General features: G+C 70.3%; 14 protein-coding genes and 1 tRNA gene. 9 read left to right on the top strand and 6 right to left on the bottom strand.

Features of this window, described 5'->3' with window-relative positions:
- Positions 1-192: 192 nt before the first annotated feature.
- Positions 193-531, bottom strand: coding sequence for a transcriptional regulator WblA (gene wblA, locus ACH4DZ_RS15605; RefSeq protein ID WP_055515737.1), 339 nt, complete (start codon positions 529-531; stop codon positions 193-195).
- A gap of 408 nt (positions 532-939) precedes the next feature.
- Between wblA and ACH4DZ_RS15600 the strand changes: the two genes are divergently transcribed.
- Positions 940-3,261: a transglycosylase domain-containing protein gene (locus ACH4DZ_RS15600; protein WP_398287598.1), complete on the top strand. Its 2,322-nt coding sequence runs from the start codon at positions 940-942 to the stop codon at positions 3,259-3,261.
- Between the two features lie 190 nt (positions 3,262-3,451).
- Here ACH4DZ_RS15600 and ACH4DZ_RS15595 read toward each other — a convergent pair whose 3' ends face one another.
- Positions 3,452-3,916, bottom strand: coding sequence for a GatB/YqeY domain-containing protein (locus tag ACH4DZ_RS15595; protein ID WP_398287596.1), 465 nt, complete (start codon positions 3,914-3,916; stop codon positions 3,452-3,454).
- Positions 3,917-4,059: 143 nt separating this feature from the next.
- Here ACH4DZ_RS15595 and ACH4DZ_RS15590 point away from each other — a divergent pair, with 143 nt between their 5' ends.
- The 3 genes from ACH4DZ_RS15590 (at position 4,060) to ACH4DZ_RS15580 (ending at position 6,105) form a co-directional block, all read left to right on the top strand.
- A complete protein-coding gene (locus tag ACH4DZ_RS15590; RefSeq protein ID WP_398287595.1) occupies positions 4,060-5,004 on the top strand; it encodes a metallophosphoesterase in 945 nt (314 codons plus the stop codon).
- Between the two features lie 170 nt (positions 5,005-5,174).
- Positions 5,175-5,981 (top strand): Pr6Pr family membrane protein, encoded by an 807-nt coding sequence (locus ACH4DZ_RS15585; RefSeq protein ID WP_398287594.1) that lies wholly within the window; start codon positions 5,175-5,177, stop codon positions 5,979-5,981.
- A gap of 50 nt (positions 5,982-6,031) precedes the next feature.
- A tRNA-Pro gene (locus ACH4DZ_RS15580) sits at positions 6,032-6,105 on the top strand.
- Positions 6,106-6,191: 86 nt separating this feature from the next.
- On the opposite strand, the gene ACH4DZ_RS15575 is transcribed toward ACH4DZ_RS15580, so the two are convergent.
- The gene (locus ACH4DZ_RS15575; RefSeq protein WP_398287592.1) at positions 6,192-7,418 is read right to left on the bottom strand and encodes a serine hydrolase domain-containing protein; all 1,227 of its coding nucleotides are present in this window, start codon (positions 7,416-7,418) and stop codon (positions 6,192-6,194) included.
- 220 nt (positions 7,419-7,638) lie between these two features.
- On the opposite strand from ACH4DZ_RS15575, the gene ACH4DZ_RS15570 reads away from it, so the two are divergent.
- Positions 7,639-8,235, top strand: a complete 597-nt coding sequence (locus ACH4DZ_RS15570; protein WP_398287591.1) for a hypothetical protein — start codon at positions 7,639-7,641, stop codon at positions 8,233-8,235.
- 12 nt (positions 8,236-8,247) lie between these two features.
- Complete coding sequence (locus ACH4DZ_RS15565; protein WP_398287590.1) at positions 8,248-8,517, top strand: DUF397 domain-containing protein; 270 nt, start codon at positions 8,248-8,250, stop codon at positions 8,515-8,517.
- On the opposite strand, the gene ACH4DZ_RS15560 is transcribed toward ACH4DZ_RS15565, so the two are convergent.
- The 3 genes from ACH4DZ_RS15560 to ACH4DZ_RS15550 form a co-directional block, all read right to left on the bottom strand.
- Positions 8,492-9,484 (bottom strand): SMP-30/gluconolactonase/LRE family protein, encoded by a 993-nt coding sequence (locus ACH4DZ_RS15560; protein ID WP_398287589.1) that lies wholly within the window; start codon positions 9,482-9,484, stop codon positions 8,492-8,494. The genes ACH4DZ_RS15565 and ACH4DZ_RS15560 overlap by 26 nt on opposite strands.
- A gap of 189 nt (positions 9,485-9,673) precedes the next feature.
- Entirely contained in the window at positions 9,674-10,396 is a 723-nt protein-coding gene (locus ACH4DZ_RS15555) for a TIGR03943 family putative permease subunit (protein ID WP_398287588.1), read from the bottom strand.
- Entirely contained in the window at positions 10,393-11,382 is a 990-nt protein-coding gene (locus ACH4DZ_RS15550) for a permease (RefSeq protein WP_398287760.1), read from the bottom strand. The genes ACH4DZ_RS15555 and ACH4DZ_RS15550 overlap by 4 nt, the downstream gene beginning before the upstream one ends.
- A gap of 366 nt (positions 11,383-11,748) precedes the next feature.
- Here ACH4DZ_RS15550 and ACH4DZ_RS15545 point away from each other — a divergent pair, with 366 nt between their 5' ends.
- From ACH4DZ_RS15545 to ACH4DZ_RS15535, 3 genes are all read left to right on the top strand, one after another.
- Positions 11,749-13,887, top strand: coding sequence for an NAD-binding protein (locus tag ACH4DZ_RS15545; RefSeq protein ID WP_398287587.1), 2,139 nt, complete (start codon positions 11,749-11,751; stop codon positions 13,885-13,887).
- Between the two features lie 260 nt (positions 13,888-14,147).
- Positions 14,148-16,010: a prolyl oligopeptidase family serine peptidase gene (locus ACH4DZ_RS15540; RefSeq protein ID WP_398287585.1), complete on the top strand. Its 1,863-nt coding sequence runs from the start codon at positions 14,148-14,150 to the stop codon at positions 16,008-16,010.
- Positions 16,011-16,140: 130 nt separating this feature from the next.
- The gene (locus ACH4DZ_RS15535) at positions 16,141-16,956 is read left to right on the top strand and encodes an SURF1 family protein (RefSeq protein WP_398287584.1); all 816 of its coding nucleotides are present in this window, start codon (positions 16,141-16,143) and stop codon (positions 16,954-16,956) included.
- Positions 16,957-17,017 lie beyond the last annotated feature (61 nt).

Here is a 17,017-nt window from a genome sequence, read left to right as displayed (position 1 = left end):
AGACCTTGAGCCCAAGGAGACGCTCCCTGGGCCCCTCGGGGCCCACAGGACCCCTTGTGGTGTTGCGCCGTCGTACATCGCGTACGGCGTCGTACGGAGGGCACGTGGACGTCACTCGTACCTCCGAGGACGCCACTCGTACCTCTGGCGCTTACGGAACCGATGTGAGTCCGCCGCGTGCGCGGAGCCCGGTCAGCCCACCGCTGCGTAGTTCTCGTACACCTCTTCCTCGTCGAGAGGCAGGATTCCCGCCCCCCGCTCGTACTCGGTACGCGCGGTTTCGAGCAGCCTGCGCCAAGAGGTGACGGTTGGTCGCCTGCGCAGCAGTGCGCGGCGCTCCCGCTCCGTCATCCCTCCCCACACGCCGAACTCGACGCGGTTGTCCAACGCGTCGGCCAGGCACTCCGTGCGCACCGGGCATCCGGTGCACACCGCCTTCGCCCGGTTCTGCGCTGCTCCTTGAACGAACAGTTCATCCGGATCGGTAGTGCGGCAGGCCGCCTGCGCACTCCAGTCGGTTACCCAGCCCATACCGGCGCCGTCCTCTCCCGAATCGAGGCTCCCCCACGGCGGCAGCGGCATATTCACCGCTACCAGTTCAGGACGTTACGGAAGGTGGGCACAGTCAACCAGCCCCTTCGGGCCCAATCTTGAATGGCCCGAATGGACTATGGGTACGCGACAGATCACCCAACGGAGTGACCCGACGACATACGTGACCTTCCCGGCAAACCGGGGCAGTTGAGTTGCGTCACAACGGGCACCAGGTGACACATAAGGCGGATTCGGGCACGTCCTCAACAAAAAAGTCGAGTGTCGACCGAACCGATCAGGGGTCGCCGGACGTATTGATACGTGGTCCTACTGCTGTGACAGTTGAGAGCAGCTTAGGCCAATGCCTATACGCGTGTCCGGCGAATGAGAACGTAGGCTGCCCTCATGCCAAAGAAGCGCTCGGGCGGTGGTCTGTCTCCCACGCAGCAGGCCGCCAAGTTCCTCGGTGTCAGTGTGCTCGCGGGGGCCGTCATGGCCGGGATCGCCGTGCCGGCGTTCGGTGCGCTCGGACTCGCGGCCAAGGGTTCGGTCGAGGGGTTCGACGAGATCCCGGCCAACCTGAAGCGGCCGCCGCTGAGCCAGCGCACCACGATCCTGGACAACCAGGGCGGCCAGATCGCCACGGTCTACTCGCGTGACCGCACGGTGGTCGACCTCAAGGACATCTCGCCGTACATGCAGAAGGCGATCGTCGCGATCGAGGACGCGCGGTTCTACGAGCACGGCGCGGTCGACCTCAAGGGCGTCCTGCGGGCCCTCAACAAGAACGCGCAGAGCGGCAACGTCTCGGAGGGCGCCTCCACGCTCACCCAGCAGTACGTGAAGAACGTCTTCGTGGAGGAGGCCGGCAACGACCCGACGAAGGTCGCGCAGGCCACCCAGCAGACCCTCGGCCGCAAGGTCCGCGAGCTGAAGTTCGCGATCCAGGTCGAGGAGGAGCTGGGCAAGAAGAAGATCCTTGAGAACTATCTGAACATCACGTTCTTCGGGCAGCAGGCCTACGGCGTGGAGGCGGCGGCCCAGCGCTACTTCTCCAAGTCCGCCAAGGACCTGGAGGTGCAGGAGGCCGCGCTGCTGGCCGGCATCGTCCAGTCGCCGACCCGGTACGACCCGGTCAACGACGAGGCCGAGGCCACCAAGCGGCGCAACGTGGTGCTGCAGCGCATGGCCGAGGTGCACGACATCTCGCAGGCGGAGGCCACCGCGGCCAAGAAGAAGCCGCTCGGCCTGAAGGTCAGCAAGCCGAACAACGGCTGCATCACGGCCGTCAAGGACGCCAGCTTCTTCTGCGAGTACGTGCGCAAGGAGTTCCTGAACGACCCGGTCTTCGGCAAGACCCAGAAGGCCCGGGCCAAGGTCTGGGACCAGGGCGGCCTGACGATCCGTACGACGCTCGACCCGCAGGCGCAGAAGTCGGTGCAGACCTCGCTCAAGGATCACGTCAACCAGTCGGACAAGGTCGCGGCGGCGTCGACGCTCGTCGAGCCGGGCTCCGGCAAGATCCTGGCGATGGGTCAGTCGAAGCCGTACGGCTTCGGAAAGAACGAGACCGTGATCAACTACTCGGTCGACTACTCCATGGGCGGCTCGAACTTCGGTTTCCCGACCGGTTCGACGTTCAAGCCGTTCCTGGCCGCGGCGGCCCTGGAGGGCGGCAAGCCGGCCACGCAGTCCTATCCCGCGCCGTACGAGATGCCGTACCCCGACAGTGTCCAGGCGTGCGGCGGAAAGACGTGGCGCAACACCGACAAGGCGAAGGTCGAGAACGAGGACGAGTCGGAGTCCGGCCCGTACGCGCTGAAGAAGGCCATGGCGCTGTCGGTCAACACCTACTTCGTGCAGATGCTCGAAGACATCGGGATGTGCCCGGTGGTGGAGATGACCGACAAGCTGGGCGTGGTGCAGGGCAACGGCACCAAGCTGCCCGAGCAGCCCTCGTCGATGACCCTCGGTTCCACCGGTATCTCCCCGCTGACCATGGCGAGCGCGTACGCCGCCTTCGCCAACCGGGGCACGTACTGCACGCCGGTCGCGATCGCGTCGATCAGCCAGCAGCTCGGCGGTGAGAAGAAGTCCCTGCCGGTTCCGAAGTCGTCGTGCTCGCGCGCGATGTCGGAGACCACCGCGGACACGATCAACACCCTGCTGAGCGGTGTGGTCGACTCCGGTACGGGTCAGCAGGCCGGTCTCACCGACCGCGCCAACGCGGGCAAGACCGGTACGACGGACTACCGCAAGAACGCCTGGTTCGTCGGCTACACGCCGAACATGTCCGGCGCGGTCTGGGTCGGCAGTGCCACCCAGAAGGTCAAGATGGTCAACATCACCATCGGCGGGACGTGGCACGAGAAGGTCTTCGGTGGCGCGGTGCCGGGTCCGATCTGGAAGGACGCCATGACCGGCGCCCTGTCCGGCAAGGACTCCCCGGGCTTCAACCTCGTCGACATCCCCGACGCCGACAAGGACCGTGACAAGGGCCGCGACGACGACAACAACGGGGACGACGGAGCCAACGGCGACAACGACAACGGCGGCGGGAACGGGAACGGGAACGGGGAGAACCGGGGAAATGACAACGGGGGTGGCACCGACGGTGGCCAGCCCCAGATCCCCACGCCGACCTTCTCCATCCCCGACGAGTGGACGATCGGCGGGAACGACAACGGCGGCGGGAACGGGAACGGTGGCGGCGGCAACTGGCCGTAGCCCGGCCTGACTTCTGCCGGCCTTGCCTGCTCTACCTGCTCCGCCTGTACGCCGATGGGGGCGCCCCTTGTTCTGAGGGGCGCCCCCATCGGCGTACAGGTGTGAGTGTGCCTTTGTCTGCGGCCGAGGCTTCGGCTGCGGTTGTGGCTGCGGCTACGGCTCGGCTTCGGCCGATGGGAGTGTCCGGGGGTCAGCCCGCGAGGCGCTTCTTGACCTCCGCGGCGACGCGACCGCCCTCCGCCAGGCCGGCCACCTTCGGGTTCACGATCTTCATGACCTGGCCCATGGCACGGGGCCCCTCGGCGCCGGCCGCCTTCGCCTCCTCGACCGCCCGCGCGACGATCTGCCGCAGCTCGTCGTCGGAGAGCTGCTTGGGCAGGTACTCGGCGAGGACCTCGCCCTCCGCCTTCTCGCGCTCGGCCGACTCGGCACGGCCGCCCTGTGCGAAGGCGTCGGCCGCCTCGCGGCGCTTCTTCGCCTCCTTGGCAATCACCTTCTGCACCTCGTCGTCGGAGAGTTCGCGCTTCTGCGTACCCGCGACCTCCTCCTTCTGGACGGCGGCGAGGGTCAGCCGGAGCGTCGAGGAACGGAGCTCGTCGCGCCCCTTGATCGCGGCATTGAGGTCTGCCTGCAGCTTCGACTTGAGCGTGGTCATGGGGTGATTGTCGCAGGTGTGGTGCGACGGACGCCCATGGATTTCGGCCGGGGCCGCCGCGGGCCGTCCGTGCGCCCGGCCGTGCGCCCGTACATGGGCCTCCCGTGGGGTTCGGGGCGTCCAGGGTCTGACACGATGGGCGTATGCGCGCGCGATACGGAGTACCACTGGGAATCGCGGCGGCTGGCGCCGCCGGTCTGCTCTACTCGGCGGGGTTCGAAGCCCGCTCGTTCAGACTTCGGCGGGTGACGGTCCCGGTGCTGCCCCCCGGGATGCGACCGCTGCGCGTGCTCCAGGTCTCCGACATCCACATGGTGAGCGGACAGCGGAAGAAGCAGCGCTGGCTGCGCTCGCTGGCCGGGCTGCGCCCCGACTTCGTCATCAACACCGGGGACAACCTCTCGGACCCCGAGGGCGTACCGGAGGTCATGGACGCCCTCGGCCCCCTGATGGAGTTCCCCGGCGCGTACGTCTTCGGCTCGAACGACTACTACGGGCCCACGCTCCGCAATCCCGCCCGCTACCTGTTCGAGAAGACGCAGGGCCGGCACGGGCTGAACGGCAACGCGCCCGCCGTCGACGTCGTCCACAACCCGTGGGAGGAGCTGCGCGACGGCTTCGACGCGGCGGGCTGGCTGAACCTGACGAACGTCCGGGGCTCGCTGAAGATCGACGGCTTCGAGATCGAGCTGACCGGGCTCGACGACCCGCACGTCAAGCGTGACCGGTACGCGCGCGTGGCCGGCGGCCCGTCGGACGCGGCCGACCTCTCCCTGGGCATCGTGCACGCGCCGTACCTGCGCGCGCTGGACGCCTTCGCCGCGGACGGCTACCCGCTGATCCTGGCGGGCCACACGCACGGCGGGCAGTTGTGCATCCCCTTCTACGGCGCCCTGGTCACCAACTGCGACCTGGACACCGACCGGGTGAAGGGCCTGTCCACCTACACGGAGGCGGAGTCGGACCGGACGTCCTACCTGCACGTGTCGGCGGGCTGCGGGACGAGCAGGTACACACCGGTACGGTTCGCGTGCCCGCCGGAGGCGACGCTGTTGACGCTCACGGGACGGGGACCGACTTCCGCGTAGCGGAGTTGCGGTCTCTCGGGGGGGGAGGGGGGAGGGGGGAGGAGGAACGGACTGCAGCTCTCTCCTCCCTCTCCTCCCTCTCCCCCCTCGGAGACCGCTACTCCTCTCCCTCCCACCCATCCGGTTCAATCCATATCGCCCCTTTTGTCCACCCCTCCTAGCGTGAGGGGATGACCACCCCCATACCTGCGGACATCCCGGACATCCCCAGGATCCCCGGCATAGCCGCCAGCGCCGCCGCTTCCGCCGTCCCCGTCGTGCCCGCGTACGCGGTGGTCCCGCGCGTACGCCGCCCCCTTGTCGCCGTCTTCCGCCTCCTCGTCGCGCTGGCGTCGGCCGCGGGTGTGGCGATCGATCTACTCCTGGGCGACCCGCTGCGCGTCCTGAGCTACGCCACGATCCTGAGCAGCATCCTGGTGACCGCGGTGTTCACCGTCTCGGCCTGGCGGGCGTGGAAGGCCCGCCACCCGCTGCGCCCGTCCATCACCGCCTGCACCCTGCTGTACGCGGTCGGGACGGGCCTCGTCTACCACCTGATCCTGGCCGACGACGCGAGCACCTTCTCCATGACGAGCGACGGCGCGGCGCTCACCGGGTGGCACGCGGTCACGAACCAGCTGCTGCACACGGTGATCCCGGTGGCGGTCGCGTTGGACTGGCTGCTGCTGACCCGGCCGGGGGCGCTGCGCCTGCACAGCGCGGCTGCCTGGCTGATCCTCCCGGTCGCGTACCTGGCGTACACGGTGACCCGGGGCCTGCTCCTCCCCGCGGGCACGCCGGTCCGCTACCGCTACCCCTTCCTCGACGTGTCCGAGCACGGCTTCGTCGAGGTCCTGGGCAACGTCACGATCCTCGGCCTCGCCTGCTACGGCCTGGCCGTCCTCCTCGTCGCCCTGGACCACATCAGGCCTGGCCCACGGCGCCACCGCGCCCCGGAAAACCGGATTTCGCCTCCGGCCACCGGTGGGCTAAAGTAAACGACGTCGCCACGGCACACACCACGAGAGTGGCTCGCCGCCAGTGACATCGGGGTGTAGCGCAGCTTGGCAGCGCGCTTCGTTCGGGACGAAGAGGTCGTGGGTTCAAATCCCGCCACCCCGACAGCCAAAACAGCAGGTGAGGCACCTACGGATTTCTGTAGGTGCCTCACCTGTTTTTGCGTGGGTCTCTAATCCAGAGGGTGCGGACTAGGGCGCGGTCGCCGAGCCGTCGTAGATGTTCTTCGGGGTGGCGACCGCTGTGATCGCTCGGGCTAGCAGGGTGGACGGTTCCTGGCCCTGGCTCGTGATGTCGGTGTTCATCATGACGACCAGGGTGGCCTTCTCCGAGGGCAGGTAGACCGTCACGGTCTCGTAGCCCGGGATGGAGCCGTTGTGCCCGATCCAGCCGTTGGTCTTGAGGATGCCGAGACCGTACGTGGTGCCGGGGATGCCGGTGGGCAGCGTCCTGAGCCGCTGCTTCTGGGTCTCGGGGCTGAGCAGCTGTCCGGTCGCGACGGACTTGGCCCAGTGCCGCAGATCGTGCAGGTTCGAGATCATCGCTCCCGCCGCCCAGCCCCAGCTGGGGTTCCAGTCCGTCGCGTCCGCGACCTCGCCGCTCAGCGTCTGGTCTGTGTAGCCGCGCGGGTGCGGCTGCGGGAACTCGTTGCCCTGCGGGAACAGCGTGTGGCGCAGGTGTGCCGGGCGCAGCACACGGTGGTGGATGAAGTCGGCGAGCGTGCGGTCGCTCACCTTTTCGATCACCATGCCCAGCAGGATGAGGTTGGAGTTGGAGTACTGGAACTTCTTGCCCGGCGCGAAGGTGTTGGGGTGCTTGAAGCCGTACGCGAGGGACTGGCGCGGGGTGAAGGTGCGCTGCGGGTCACTCAGGAGGTCGTGTACGAAGCCGGCGTCCTCGGTGTAGGGGAACAGGCCGCTGCGCATCTCCGCGAGCTGGCGCAGCGTGATGCGGTGGCCGTTGGGCACGCCCTCGACGTAGGTGGAGATCGGATCGTCCAGCCCGATCCGGCCTTCGTCCACGAGCTGCAGCAGCGCGGTGACGGTGAACGTCTTGGTCTCGCTGCCGATCCGGACGTAGGAGTCGGCGGCCATCGGCTCGCCGGTCCTGATGTCGGCGACGCCCATGGACCGGACGTAACAACCCTTGCCCGGCATCCACAGGCCGACGACGGCCCCGGGGATGTCCGCCTTCCTTCCGACGTCGTCCATGGCCTTGTCGAGGCGGGACGTGAGCTTGCGCCCCAGGCTGCGTGGGCAGTCGCCCTTGTCGGGGTGGGCGGAGACCGGTCGCTGCTCGGCCGCGGCGGGATGGGCTGCGGCGGGATGGGCCGCGGCCGAGTGGGCCGCCGTCGGCGCCCACAAGGACGCGGCTAGCAGCACTGCACAGAGAGTACGGCGGGAGGTGGTACGTCTCATTCGGGGCGCCTCTTCCAGACGGGGGGGCGGACGTCACGAACATCAGCACCTGACCCGCGGCGCGGGGCCTACCGCCCGTCCCCGTGTCGGGAAGTCCACTCGTTCGGCGCCACCGCACACCGCACACCATCGAGATCGAGGGTTACGCGTCCCGCACCGCAACCGTCGGTGCGTTCGGAGAGTCGTACCCGCCATGACCGACACACGTACACACCGCGGCGTGAGGCTGTCGCCCGCTTGCTCCACGGCGGTGGGCGTCGGGAGCCTGGTCCTCGCCGCGGTGGGGAGTTGGAGCGACCTCTTGCTGGTCGTGCGGGGGCGGGTGGTCCCCGGGTGGGGAGTGAGTGCGGCTCTCCTCGTCATGGCGCTCGTTCTTCGGTGGGCACTCGCCCGGGTGGATCACCTGGCGTCGGCGGATGCTGCGCGTCTCCCGCGGAAGCGAGCCGTGTGGGCGCCTCTGGGTACTCGTCTGCTGCTCGTCACGGCGGTGCTCGGCACCGCAGGGGGAGCGGTGGGCGATCTGTTCTCGGGCGCGGAGTACCACGTGCTGCGCCCCTCGGGGCCGGGGGGCTGCACGGCGGTGGTGCGCGAGGCGTCCTTTCTCATGAGCGGTGGTGGCGAGGCGTACGCGGTGGGGCGCACCGGCCTGGCCCTGGGCGAGTCGGGCTCCTGGACGGTCGACGACGGCTACCGGCCCGTCGACTCAGGCACGTACGCATTGGACTGGGGGCGGGACGCTGGTCTTCTGCGGATCAGCGGCACGAGCACCGACCCGGTCATCAGCGGAGGGTCGACCGACATCGACTGCGGATGGTGAGGCCGCCACCCGATGAACCGAGGGTGCGGACTTCGACCAACCCGATTCGATCAGCGGTCGAGGACAACCGCCGTGGAGCGAACGTCCCGTCCCGATCCGAGCGGCGCCGCTCGGCGCAGGAGCAGCTGCAGCGATCAGGCGGGCGGCAACTGCGTGGACGTGGCCGGCAGCTTTCTCCGGCGTCGCCCCGTCCGTGACGGCAAGGTCCCGTACGGGCCCTCCGTTACGTTCGCCGCGACGACCGAAGCAGCCGACGTCAGATCCGGACCGCCACCCCCGTGAACGTCGTCTCCGGGGTCTGGGGGCTCGTGAAGCGGGCGTTGACCAGGTACAGGCGGTTGGCGAAGCGGGCCGCTGTGGTGGGGACGTCGAAGCGGGGGTCCGTGATCGTGCCGGTCAGGGTGGCCCGGGTCGACGACCGGTTCAGGTGGAACACGCTGATCACGTTCAGGCGGTTCTGGACCACGTACAGGGTGCGGCCGATGCGGTAGAGGCCGTCGCCGTTCACGACGTTCGTCGCGCCGACCAAGGTGATGCGCGTGGCGTGGCCGGTGCGGACATTTATCTTGTACAGCTCGCCCGGGGTGCTCTTGACCACGATGAGGGCCCGGCCGTCGGGGGTGCCTACGACGCCGTTGGCGTTGTTGACGTCCGGGAGCTGGACCCAGTCGCCGGTGAGCGGCAGGGTGCGTACGGCTCCGGCGCGGCCCCTCGGGACTGCGTACAGCGCCGCCGCGCGGGAGTCCGTGAACCACGCCCTGTCACCCAGCAGCGCCACGTCGTTGATGAAGTGGCCCGTCGCTTCGCTCAGTTGGTGTGTTGCCACGACATCGCCCGTACGGGAGTCGTGTGTACGGGCCACCCCCGTGTTGCCCGCCACGTACAGCAGGCCGTCCCTGTCGAGTTTCAGGCCCACCGCCACCAGGCCCGTGCCGCCCGCGAAGAGGATCCCGCCCCTGCCCGTACGCAGATCGGTGCGGTAGATCGCCCCGTTCGCGCGCGAGCCCATGTACGCGTACGGCTCACTGCCGATGGCTATCCCTTCGGGGAGGAAGCCGTCGGGGAGGGGGAACTCCGTCGGCCACTTGGCGGTCGCGGAGGTCGTGGTGGCGGCGGTCGCGTTGCCCGTGCCTGCCGCCGCCGTGAACGCGGTGAGGGCAGCGCCGCCCAGGAGCGCCCGCCTGGAGGGGCGTTGCGGGTGTCTGCGGTTCGAGGGGGTCGAGGGGATCGAGGGGGTCGAGTGGGTCATCGTTCCGGGCCTCCTTGGAGGGACTGAGAACTGCAACTCCCGTTGAAGATAAGCCTGTTCGTGTGACGCGGGGCAGACGCGCGGTCCGTACCGCCCACCTCATCCTGGCTCAACCCCAGCGCTTCTCCCCCGTGCCTACCTCGTATCGACAGAGGATCGACAGCTTGGCCCGCGCGCGTACGTAACGTCTCAGCCGTTCCAGCTCTCGTCGTACGGATCCCGGGGGGCCTTGATCGGTTTGGCCTCCGTGACGTTCAGGAACGGGATGACTCCTTCGTTCACCGGGTCCTTCGTCCGCTTTTCGGTGTACGTGCCGGTGACCTCCAGCCAGGTGTCCGGGCGCAGGACCGTGGGCGTGTGGCCGGTCAGGCCGATCTTCACCGGCTGGGCGTCCGCCGCACAGCAACTGAGCGCCATGCGCACCAGGTAGGGCGTGCCGTCGCTGCCCACCGCCAGGAAGCCCGCCGTCCTGATACGGCGGTTGTCGAGGGAGCGGCCGTGGTCGTACGCGGCACGGCCCGCGTAGTCGACGAGGCTCAGGCGGACGGTGTCCCCCTCGGGCAGGTCGGCGAATCCCCACGGCTGTTTCTGCAGAGCCGTCCCCGTGCGCATCGCGCTGTACGAGCCGAGCGCCGGCGGGGCCACCAGGACGAGGGCCAGGAGGGGGAGGGTCATGAGCCAGGCGATACCGGGTTCCCGGTGAGGGTGAACTTCCCTTTGGGCACGGTTCCGTCGGTCGCGGCGTTCGTACCAGACCGTCGCGATCGCCGTCGCTATCAGGACCACCCCCGCCGCCAGCAGCAACGGCCGCAACCCCGCCTTGACGTACCGGAGATAGAGGTCGGTGAGGCCCGCGTGCAGGATCGCTCCGCCGGTGAGGAAGAGCACCGCTGCCTGTGCCTGGCGGTTCACAGGAGCACCGCCCCTACCAGGGACGACACCAGGACGGCGAGGGTGAAGGTGGCGGGTGCGAAGCGCAGGGCGAATCCCCGGCCGAACGTCGCCGTCTGCATCGCGAAGAGTTTCAGGTCGATCATCGGGCCGACGACCAGGAAGGTCAGCCGGGCCGTCAGGGAGAACTGGGTGAGGGACGCGGCCACGAAGGCGTCCGCCTCGGAGCAGATGGAGAGGAGCACGGCCAGGACCGCCAGGGCGAGGATCGACACCACCATGTTGTCGGCGGCGTATCCGAGCCAGTCCGCCGGGACCACCGCCTTGAGCGTCGCCGCCGCCATCGCGCCGACCACCAGGAACCCTCCCGCGTGCATCACGTCGTGCCGTACCGATCCCCAGAACGCCGCCCCCTTGCCGAGGCCCTCCCAGGAAGGGCGGTCCGGCGGGCGCAGCCAGTCCGCGCGGCCCAGCCGGTGCCAGAGCCAGCCCATCGCGCAGGCCACCAGCAGGCTCGCCACGAAACGCGCCAGGACCATCTGCGGCTCGCCCGGGAACGCGACCGCGGTCGCCGTCAGTACGATCGGGTTGATCGCGGGCGCCGACAGCAGGAATGCCAGCGCCGCCGCGGGCGTGACACCCCGGCGCACCAGCGCCCCGGCCACCGGCACGGACGCGCACTCGCAGCCAGGCAGCACCGCTCCGGCCATGCCCGCGACCGGTACCGCGAGGACCGGCCGCTTCGGCAGCGCGCGGGCGAAGAACGACGGCGGGACGAACACCGCGATGACCGCCGAGAGCATCACGCCGAGCACCAGGAAGGGCAGTGCCTGCACGATCACCGCGACGAACACGGTCATCCAGCTCTGCATCACCGGCGCGGACAGCGCCCCGCGGATGGGTCCCTGGAGCACGACACCCGCGAGCAGCAGCATGGTCAGGACGAGGGGGGAGTTGAACTGCCAGCCCTTCGACCCACCGCCGCCGGCCGTCTCGTCGTCGGCCATCGCATCGGCCGCCGTCGCGTCGTCGGCCGTCGCGTCGGTCGCCGTCACATCGGCCGCCGTCACATCGGTCGCCGTCACGTCGGCCGTCTCGCGGTCCTCAACCCCGGGTGGTGCTGCGTCGGTTGTGGTCACGGGAGAGGTACCTCCGGTAGGGAAGGGCTTCGTCGGTGGATCGCCCTCCGCCTTCAGTACGCCCGTTCCGGCACAGCTTCTCATCCCGGCCCGCCACCAGTTCCTGCAGCCGGTTCCCGCACGGCAGGCCACCGTGCAACCGCGGGTACTCGTGAGGCACTCTGTGCTGTTGTGGGGAGCCTTCCGAATCAGAGCGGATCGAACGATCGCGGACCGGACCATCGAGCGACGCACATGGTGGTGTGCGGGGACGACGCTCTCGCGCACCGGCTGGCGGCCGAGTTGCGGGGCGTCTACGGGGAGCGGGTGACGCTGGTCGTGCCGTCCGCCGAGCGGACCGTGCGGCCTCCGGTCGTGGGACGGGCCCGCGCCTCGACGCTGCTCGACCGGGTGTCGGCCGCCATGACCCGGGCCGCCGGAAACGGCACCGCAGGCACCGCACCGCTGCCGCCGGACAGCGCGTCCGGCCGCGGGACCGGCCGCGGAACCGCTTCTTCCGAAGGGGAGCGCACGGAACAGGTGTTGGAGGCCGCGGTCCTGACCGAGGCCGTGCTCGCCGAGGCCGGGGTCGAGCACGCCCACGCGCTGGCCCTCGTCCATGACGACGACGAGACCAACATCCGCGCGGCCCTCATGGCACGCCGGCTCAACCCGCGTCTCCGCCTGGTCATACGGCTCTACAACCGCCGTCTCGGCCAGCACATCGAGGCCCTGCTCGACCAGGCGTCCGCCCTGGCCATGGCGGGGATCGGGGAGTCCGCGGGCTCACCCGCGCCCGGTCTCCTCGACGCCTCCACGACCGTACTCTCCGACGCGGACACCGCCGCGCCCGCGCTGGCCGCCACCGCCGTGGCCGGGACCAGCAAGGTCGTACAGACCGACGGGCTGATGCTGCGGGCCGTGGAACGGCAGCCGCCGGGGCCCGGGGAGGTCGCCGATCCCGGGCTGTGCACCCTGGCCCTGCTGTCGGCCACCACCAACGACCCGGCCGGCGCGGACGGTTCGGAGAGCAGCGGCGAGCACGGGCCGCGGCTGCTGCCCGACGAGGCGTCCGTGGCCGCCGCGACCGGCCGCGGCACCATCGTCCTGGAGACCGTGTCGTACTCCGGTCCCCCGCTGCCCGCCCGACGCGGTGTCCTGCCGGGCGGGCTGTCCATCGGCCTGCCCCTGGGGAGGCTGTTCTCCCGGCGGCTGCGCTGGTCCTTCGCCGGCCTGGTGGCCTGTGTGGTCGCGCTCGCGGTCGCGTCCATGCTCGTCACGGGCGCCCATCCGCTGCACGCCACCTATCTGACCCTCCTCGACCTCTTCGCGATCAACGACCCCGCGCTCGACGACCCCCTCGGCCGCCAGATCCTCCAACTCCTCTCCGGACTCGTCGGGTTGCTGCTGCTTCCCGTGCTCCTCGCCGCCGTCCTGGAAGGCCTCGGTACGTTCCGCAGCGGGACGGCGCTGCGCAAGCCGCCCCGGGGGCTCTCCGGTCACGTCGTCCTCCTCGGAGTCGGCAAGATCGGTACGCGCGTCCTCGCGCGCCTTCGCGAACTCGACATCCCCGTGGTGTGCGTCGAGGCCGACCCCGAGGCGCGCGGACTCGCGCTGGCGCGCCGGCTGCGCGTGCCCGTCGTGCTCGGTGACGTCACCCAGGAAGGCGTCCTGGAAGCCGCCAAGATCCACCGGGCGCACGCCCTGCTCGCCCTGACCAGCGCCGACACCACCAACCTCGAAGCCGCCCTGTACGCACGGTCGGTGCGGCCCGATCTGCGGGTCGTCCTGCGTCTGTACGACGACGACTTCGCCACGGCCGTCTACCGCACCCTGCGCGCCACCCACCCGCACGCGCTCACCCGCAGCCGCAGCGTCTCCCATCTGGCCGCGCCCGCCTTCGCCGGAGCGATGATGGGCCGCCAGATCCTGGGGGCGATCCCCGTGGAACGCCGGGTGCTGCTCTTCGCGGCCCTGGACGTCGCGGGGCATCCGCATCTGGAGGGCCGGACCGTCGCCGAGGCGTTCCGTGCGGGGGCGTGGCGGGTCCTCGCCCTGGACACGGCGGTCCTGGACACTGCGGCCCCGGGCGGTCGCCGTTCCCGTCCGCCGGCCGACCCCGCCCCACCCGCGCCGAACCACCCGGCGTCCCCGGCCCCACCCCGGTCGGCCCCATCCCCGTCGGCCCCATCCCGGTCGGCCCCACCCCCGTCGGCTTCGGACCGCGACCGCAACGCCCCGTCCCCCGACCGTCCCTCGGGCCTGGTCTGGGACCTGCCCCCGAACTACGTGCTCGGTTCCGGGGACCGCGTCGTCATCGCCGCCACCCGACGGGGCCTCGCCGAGCTGCTGGGACGCGGCACCCGGGAACGGACGGTCGGCGAAGCCACGTAAGGGGCGCGGGGAACCGCGCGACCGGCCCCCACCGGCCCGCAGGTCGGCAGCGTGCTGCAGGTCGGCACCGGGCTTCAGCAGAGCGCTGCAGCAGAGCGCTCTCAGGAACGCTCCACCAAGCGCACCCGCCCCCTGACAACCACTTCCGAACTGCGGGGATTCGAAGTTCGGCCGCGCCACCACCCACTCCGGCCGGAGAGTTATCCACAGGCTGAGGGGCCCGTCAGCACGATGTCGTCCTGTGCGTGCAATATGGGGCCATGACTGAGAGCAACGGGGCCATCCCGCACGAGGGAACCATGCCCGACTGGGAGAAGCGCTTCCGGGCGCCGCGGGTGTCCTTGCCGGACTGGGCGGAGGACGCCCCGCACCGGTCCCTGTTCGTGTCCAACGCGACAGGGACGTACGAGTTGTACGCGTGGGACCGTGAGACGGGCGCCCAGCGCCAGGTCACGGACCGGCCCAACGGGACGACGGACGGCGTGCTGTCGCCCGACGGCGAGTGGATCTGGTGGTTCGACGACAAGGACGGCGACGAGTTCGGGATCTGGCGCCGACAGCCCTTCGCCGCCGGGACGGGCGATGAGGGCGGGTCCGGCGACCGGGGCGGACCGGCCGGGCCCGACGCGCCTGCCGCTCCCGGGCTCGACCCCTCCTACCCCGCCGGACTGGCGCTCGGGCGGGACGGGCGGACGGCGATCGTCGGCAGGTCGACCGACGAGGACGGTTCGACGATCTACGTCAGCCGCGCCGGCGAGGATCCTGTCGAGGTCTACCGCCACCGCGAGTCGGCGGGAGTCGGCGACCTCTCGCACGACGGAACGCTGATCGCGGTCGAGCACACCGAGCACGGTGACGCGATGCACTCCGCGCTGCGGGTGCTGCGGATGGACGGTTCGGCGGTCTCCGAGCTGGACGACACCCAGGGCGGCACGGCCGAGCTGGGCCTTGAGGTACTGGGCTTCGCACCGGTGGCCGGGGACACGCGGCTGCTCGTCGGACACCAGCGGCGGGGGCGCTGGGAGCCGATGGTGTGGGACGTGGTGTCGGGCGAGGAGACGGACCTGGAGCTGGCCTCGCAGCTGGACGGCGACCTGAGCGCCGAGTGGTATCCGGACGGCTCCGCCCTGCTCGTCGTCAACAGCTTCGAGGCGCGCAGCGAGCTGTGGCGGTTCGACCTGGCGACCCGCCGGCTGGAGCGGGTGCCGACGCCGAAGGGCTCGGTGTCGGGCGCGACCGCCCGCCCCGACGGCAGCGTGGAGTATCTGTGGTCGTCCTCAGCCGAGGCGCCGGTGGTCCGCTCCACGTCCGGCGAGGTCGTCCTCGATCCGCCCGGTATGAAGGCCCCGGGGTCGGTGCCCGTCGAGGACGTGTGGGTGACCGGTCCCGGCGGCCGTATCCACGCCCTCGTGCAGCGGCCGGCCGGAGCGAGCGGTCCTCTGCCGACCGTCTTCGACATCCACGGCGGCCCGACCTGGCACGACAGCGACTCGTTCGCGGCGGGCCCGGCGGCCTGGGTGGACCACGGGTACATGGTGATCCGGGTCAACTACCGGGGTTCCACGGGATACGGGCGCCAGTGGACGGACGCCCTCAAGCACCGGGTCGGCCTGATCGAGCTGGAGGACATCGCGGCCGTCCGGGAGTGGGCGGTCTCGTCGGGTTCCGCCGACCCGGACCGGCTGATCCTGACCGGCGGTTCATGGGGCGGCTACCTCACCCTTCTCGGTCTGGGTACGCAGCCCGAGGCATGGGCACTCGGTATCGCCGCGGTACCGGTCGCGGACTATGTGACGGCCTACCACGACGAGATGGAGGCCCTGAAGGCGATGGACCGCACGCTGCTCGGCGGCACTCCGGAGGAGGTTCCGGAGCGTTTCGAGGCGTCGTCCCCGCTGACGTACGTCGACGCGGTGAAGGCACCGGTCTACATCTCCGCCGGGGTCAACGACCCGCGCTGCCCGATCCGTCAGGTCGAGAACTATGTGACCCGCCTGGCCTCGCGTGGCGCGGACCACGAGGTGTACCGCTATGACGCGGGGCACGGTTCGCTGGTCGTGGACGAGCGGATCAAGCAGGTCCGGCTGGAGCTGGACTTCGCGGAGCGGCACCTGGGCGGCTGACCGCACCGGGGCCCGCGCGGGAAGGCCGGGAAGTCCGGGAAGTCCGGGGAGGGCGTGGAGGGCGTGGAGGGCGGGGACCGAGGCACCCCCCTCGGCCGTGCTCTCCGCGGGGCCCCGTACCTTTGAGGTCGTGTACCGGTTCCTGCTGACGCCCCGCTGGTGGGGGATCAACGTCTTCGTGCTGTTGGCCATCCCCTTCTGCGTGTTCATGGGGTCATGGCAGTTGGGGCGTTTCGAGGACCGGGTCCAGGACCATCGCGACGCAGGCGAACAGGCCTCAGCGGCCAGGACGCAGGCTCCCCGGCCGCTCGCCCGGCTGCTGCCCGTGGACAAGAAGACGTCGGGCAAGCAGGCCACGGCGACGGGCCGGTACGGGAAGCAGTTGCTCGTGCCCGGCCGGGAGCTGGACGACAAGCGCGGCTTCTACGTCCTGACGATGCTGCGCACCGACGACGGCAGGGCCCTGCCGGTGGTCCGGGGCTGGCTCGCCGGCGACGCCGACACCGCGAAGGCCCCGGCGGCTCCGGCCGGTGAGGTCACCGTGACCGGCGCGCTGCAGGCGTCGGAGACGCCCGGGTCGAACGGTGTGCCCGCGGCCGGCGGGCTCCCCGCCGGACAGACCGGCGCGATCAGCTCGGCTGCCCTGGTGAACCTCGTGCCGTACAAGATGTACGACGCGTGGATCACGCTCGCCGAGGCCGACCCGGGGATGAAGGCCGTGCCCGCCGCCGCGCCTTCGGACACGGGCCTGGATCTGAAGGCCTTCCAGAACCTGGGTTACACCGGTGAGTGGTTCGTCTTCGCGGGTTTCGTGGTCTTCATGTGGTTCCGGCTGATGCGGCGCGAGGTGGAGTCCGCGCAGGACGCGGAGCTGGGCCTCGTGGAGGAGACTCCGGCGGAGACCGGCGCCACGAAGGTGTCGTCCGCTTCGTCCACCACTGCCTGACACTGTCTGACAAGGCCCGGCACCCGGGCCCGGTCAGTGCCAGGAACCCTGTACCCGCCAC

This window comes from Streptomyces sp. NPDC017991 (assembly GCF_044328075.1).
In the GTDB taxonomy this organism is placed as follows: Bacteria; Actinomycetota; Actinomycetes; order Streptomycetales; family Streptomycetaceae; genus Streptomyces.
The sequence above is the reverse complement of the archived record's forward strand: the minus strand, read 5'-3'. Positions and strand labels throughout refer to the sequence as shown.

Bases quoted from the DNA above. Each gene is read 5' to 3' on its own strand.
- wblA (WP_055515737.1), bottom strand. From the start codon at position 531: ATGGGCTGGGTAACCGACTGGAGTGCGCAGGCGGCCTGCCGCACTACC.
- ACH4DZ_RS15600 (WP_398287598.1), top strand. From the start codon at position 940: ATGCCAAAGAAGCGCTCGGGCGGTGGTCTGTCTCCCACGCAGCAGGCC.
- ACH4DZ_RS15595 (WP_398287596.1), bottom strand. From the start codon at position 3,916: ATGACCACGCTCAAGTCGAAGCTGCAGGCAGACCTCAATGCCGCGATC.
- ACH4DZ_RS15590 (WP_398287595.1), top strand. From the start codon at position 4,060: ATGCGCGCGCGATACGGAGTACCACTGGGAATCGCGGCGGCTGGCGCC.
- ACH4DZ_RS15585 (WP_398287594.1), top strand. From the start codon at position 5,175: ATGACCACCCCCATACCTGCGGACATCCCGGACATCCCCAGGATCCCC.
- ACH4DZ_RS15575 (WP_398287592.1), bottom strand. From the start codon at position 7,418: ATGAGACGTACCACCTCCCGCCGTACTCTCTGTGCAGTGCTGCTAGCC.
- ACH4DZ_RS15565 (WP_398287590.1), top strand. From the start codon at position 8,248: ATGAACCGAGGGTGCGGACTTCGACCAACCCGATTCGATCAGCGGTCG.
- ACH4DZ_RS15560 (WP_398287589.1), bottom strand. From the start codon at position 9,484: ATGACCCACTCGACCCCCTCGATCCCCTCGACCCCCTCGAACCGCAGA.
- ACH4DZ_RS15550 (WP_398287760.1), bottom strand. From the start codon at position 11,382: ATGGCCGACGACGAGACGGCCGGCGGCGGTGGGTCGAAGGGCTGGCAG.
- ACH4DZ_RS15545 (WP_398287587.1), top strand. From the start codon at position 11,749: ATGGTGGTGTGCGGGGACGACGCTCTCGCGCACCGGCTGGCGGCCGAG.
- ACH4DZ_RS15540 (WP_398287585.1), top strand. From the start codon at position 14,148: ATGACTGAGAGCAACGGGGCCATCCCGCACGAGGGAACCATGCCCGAC.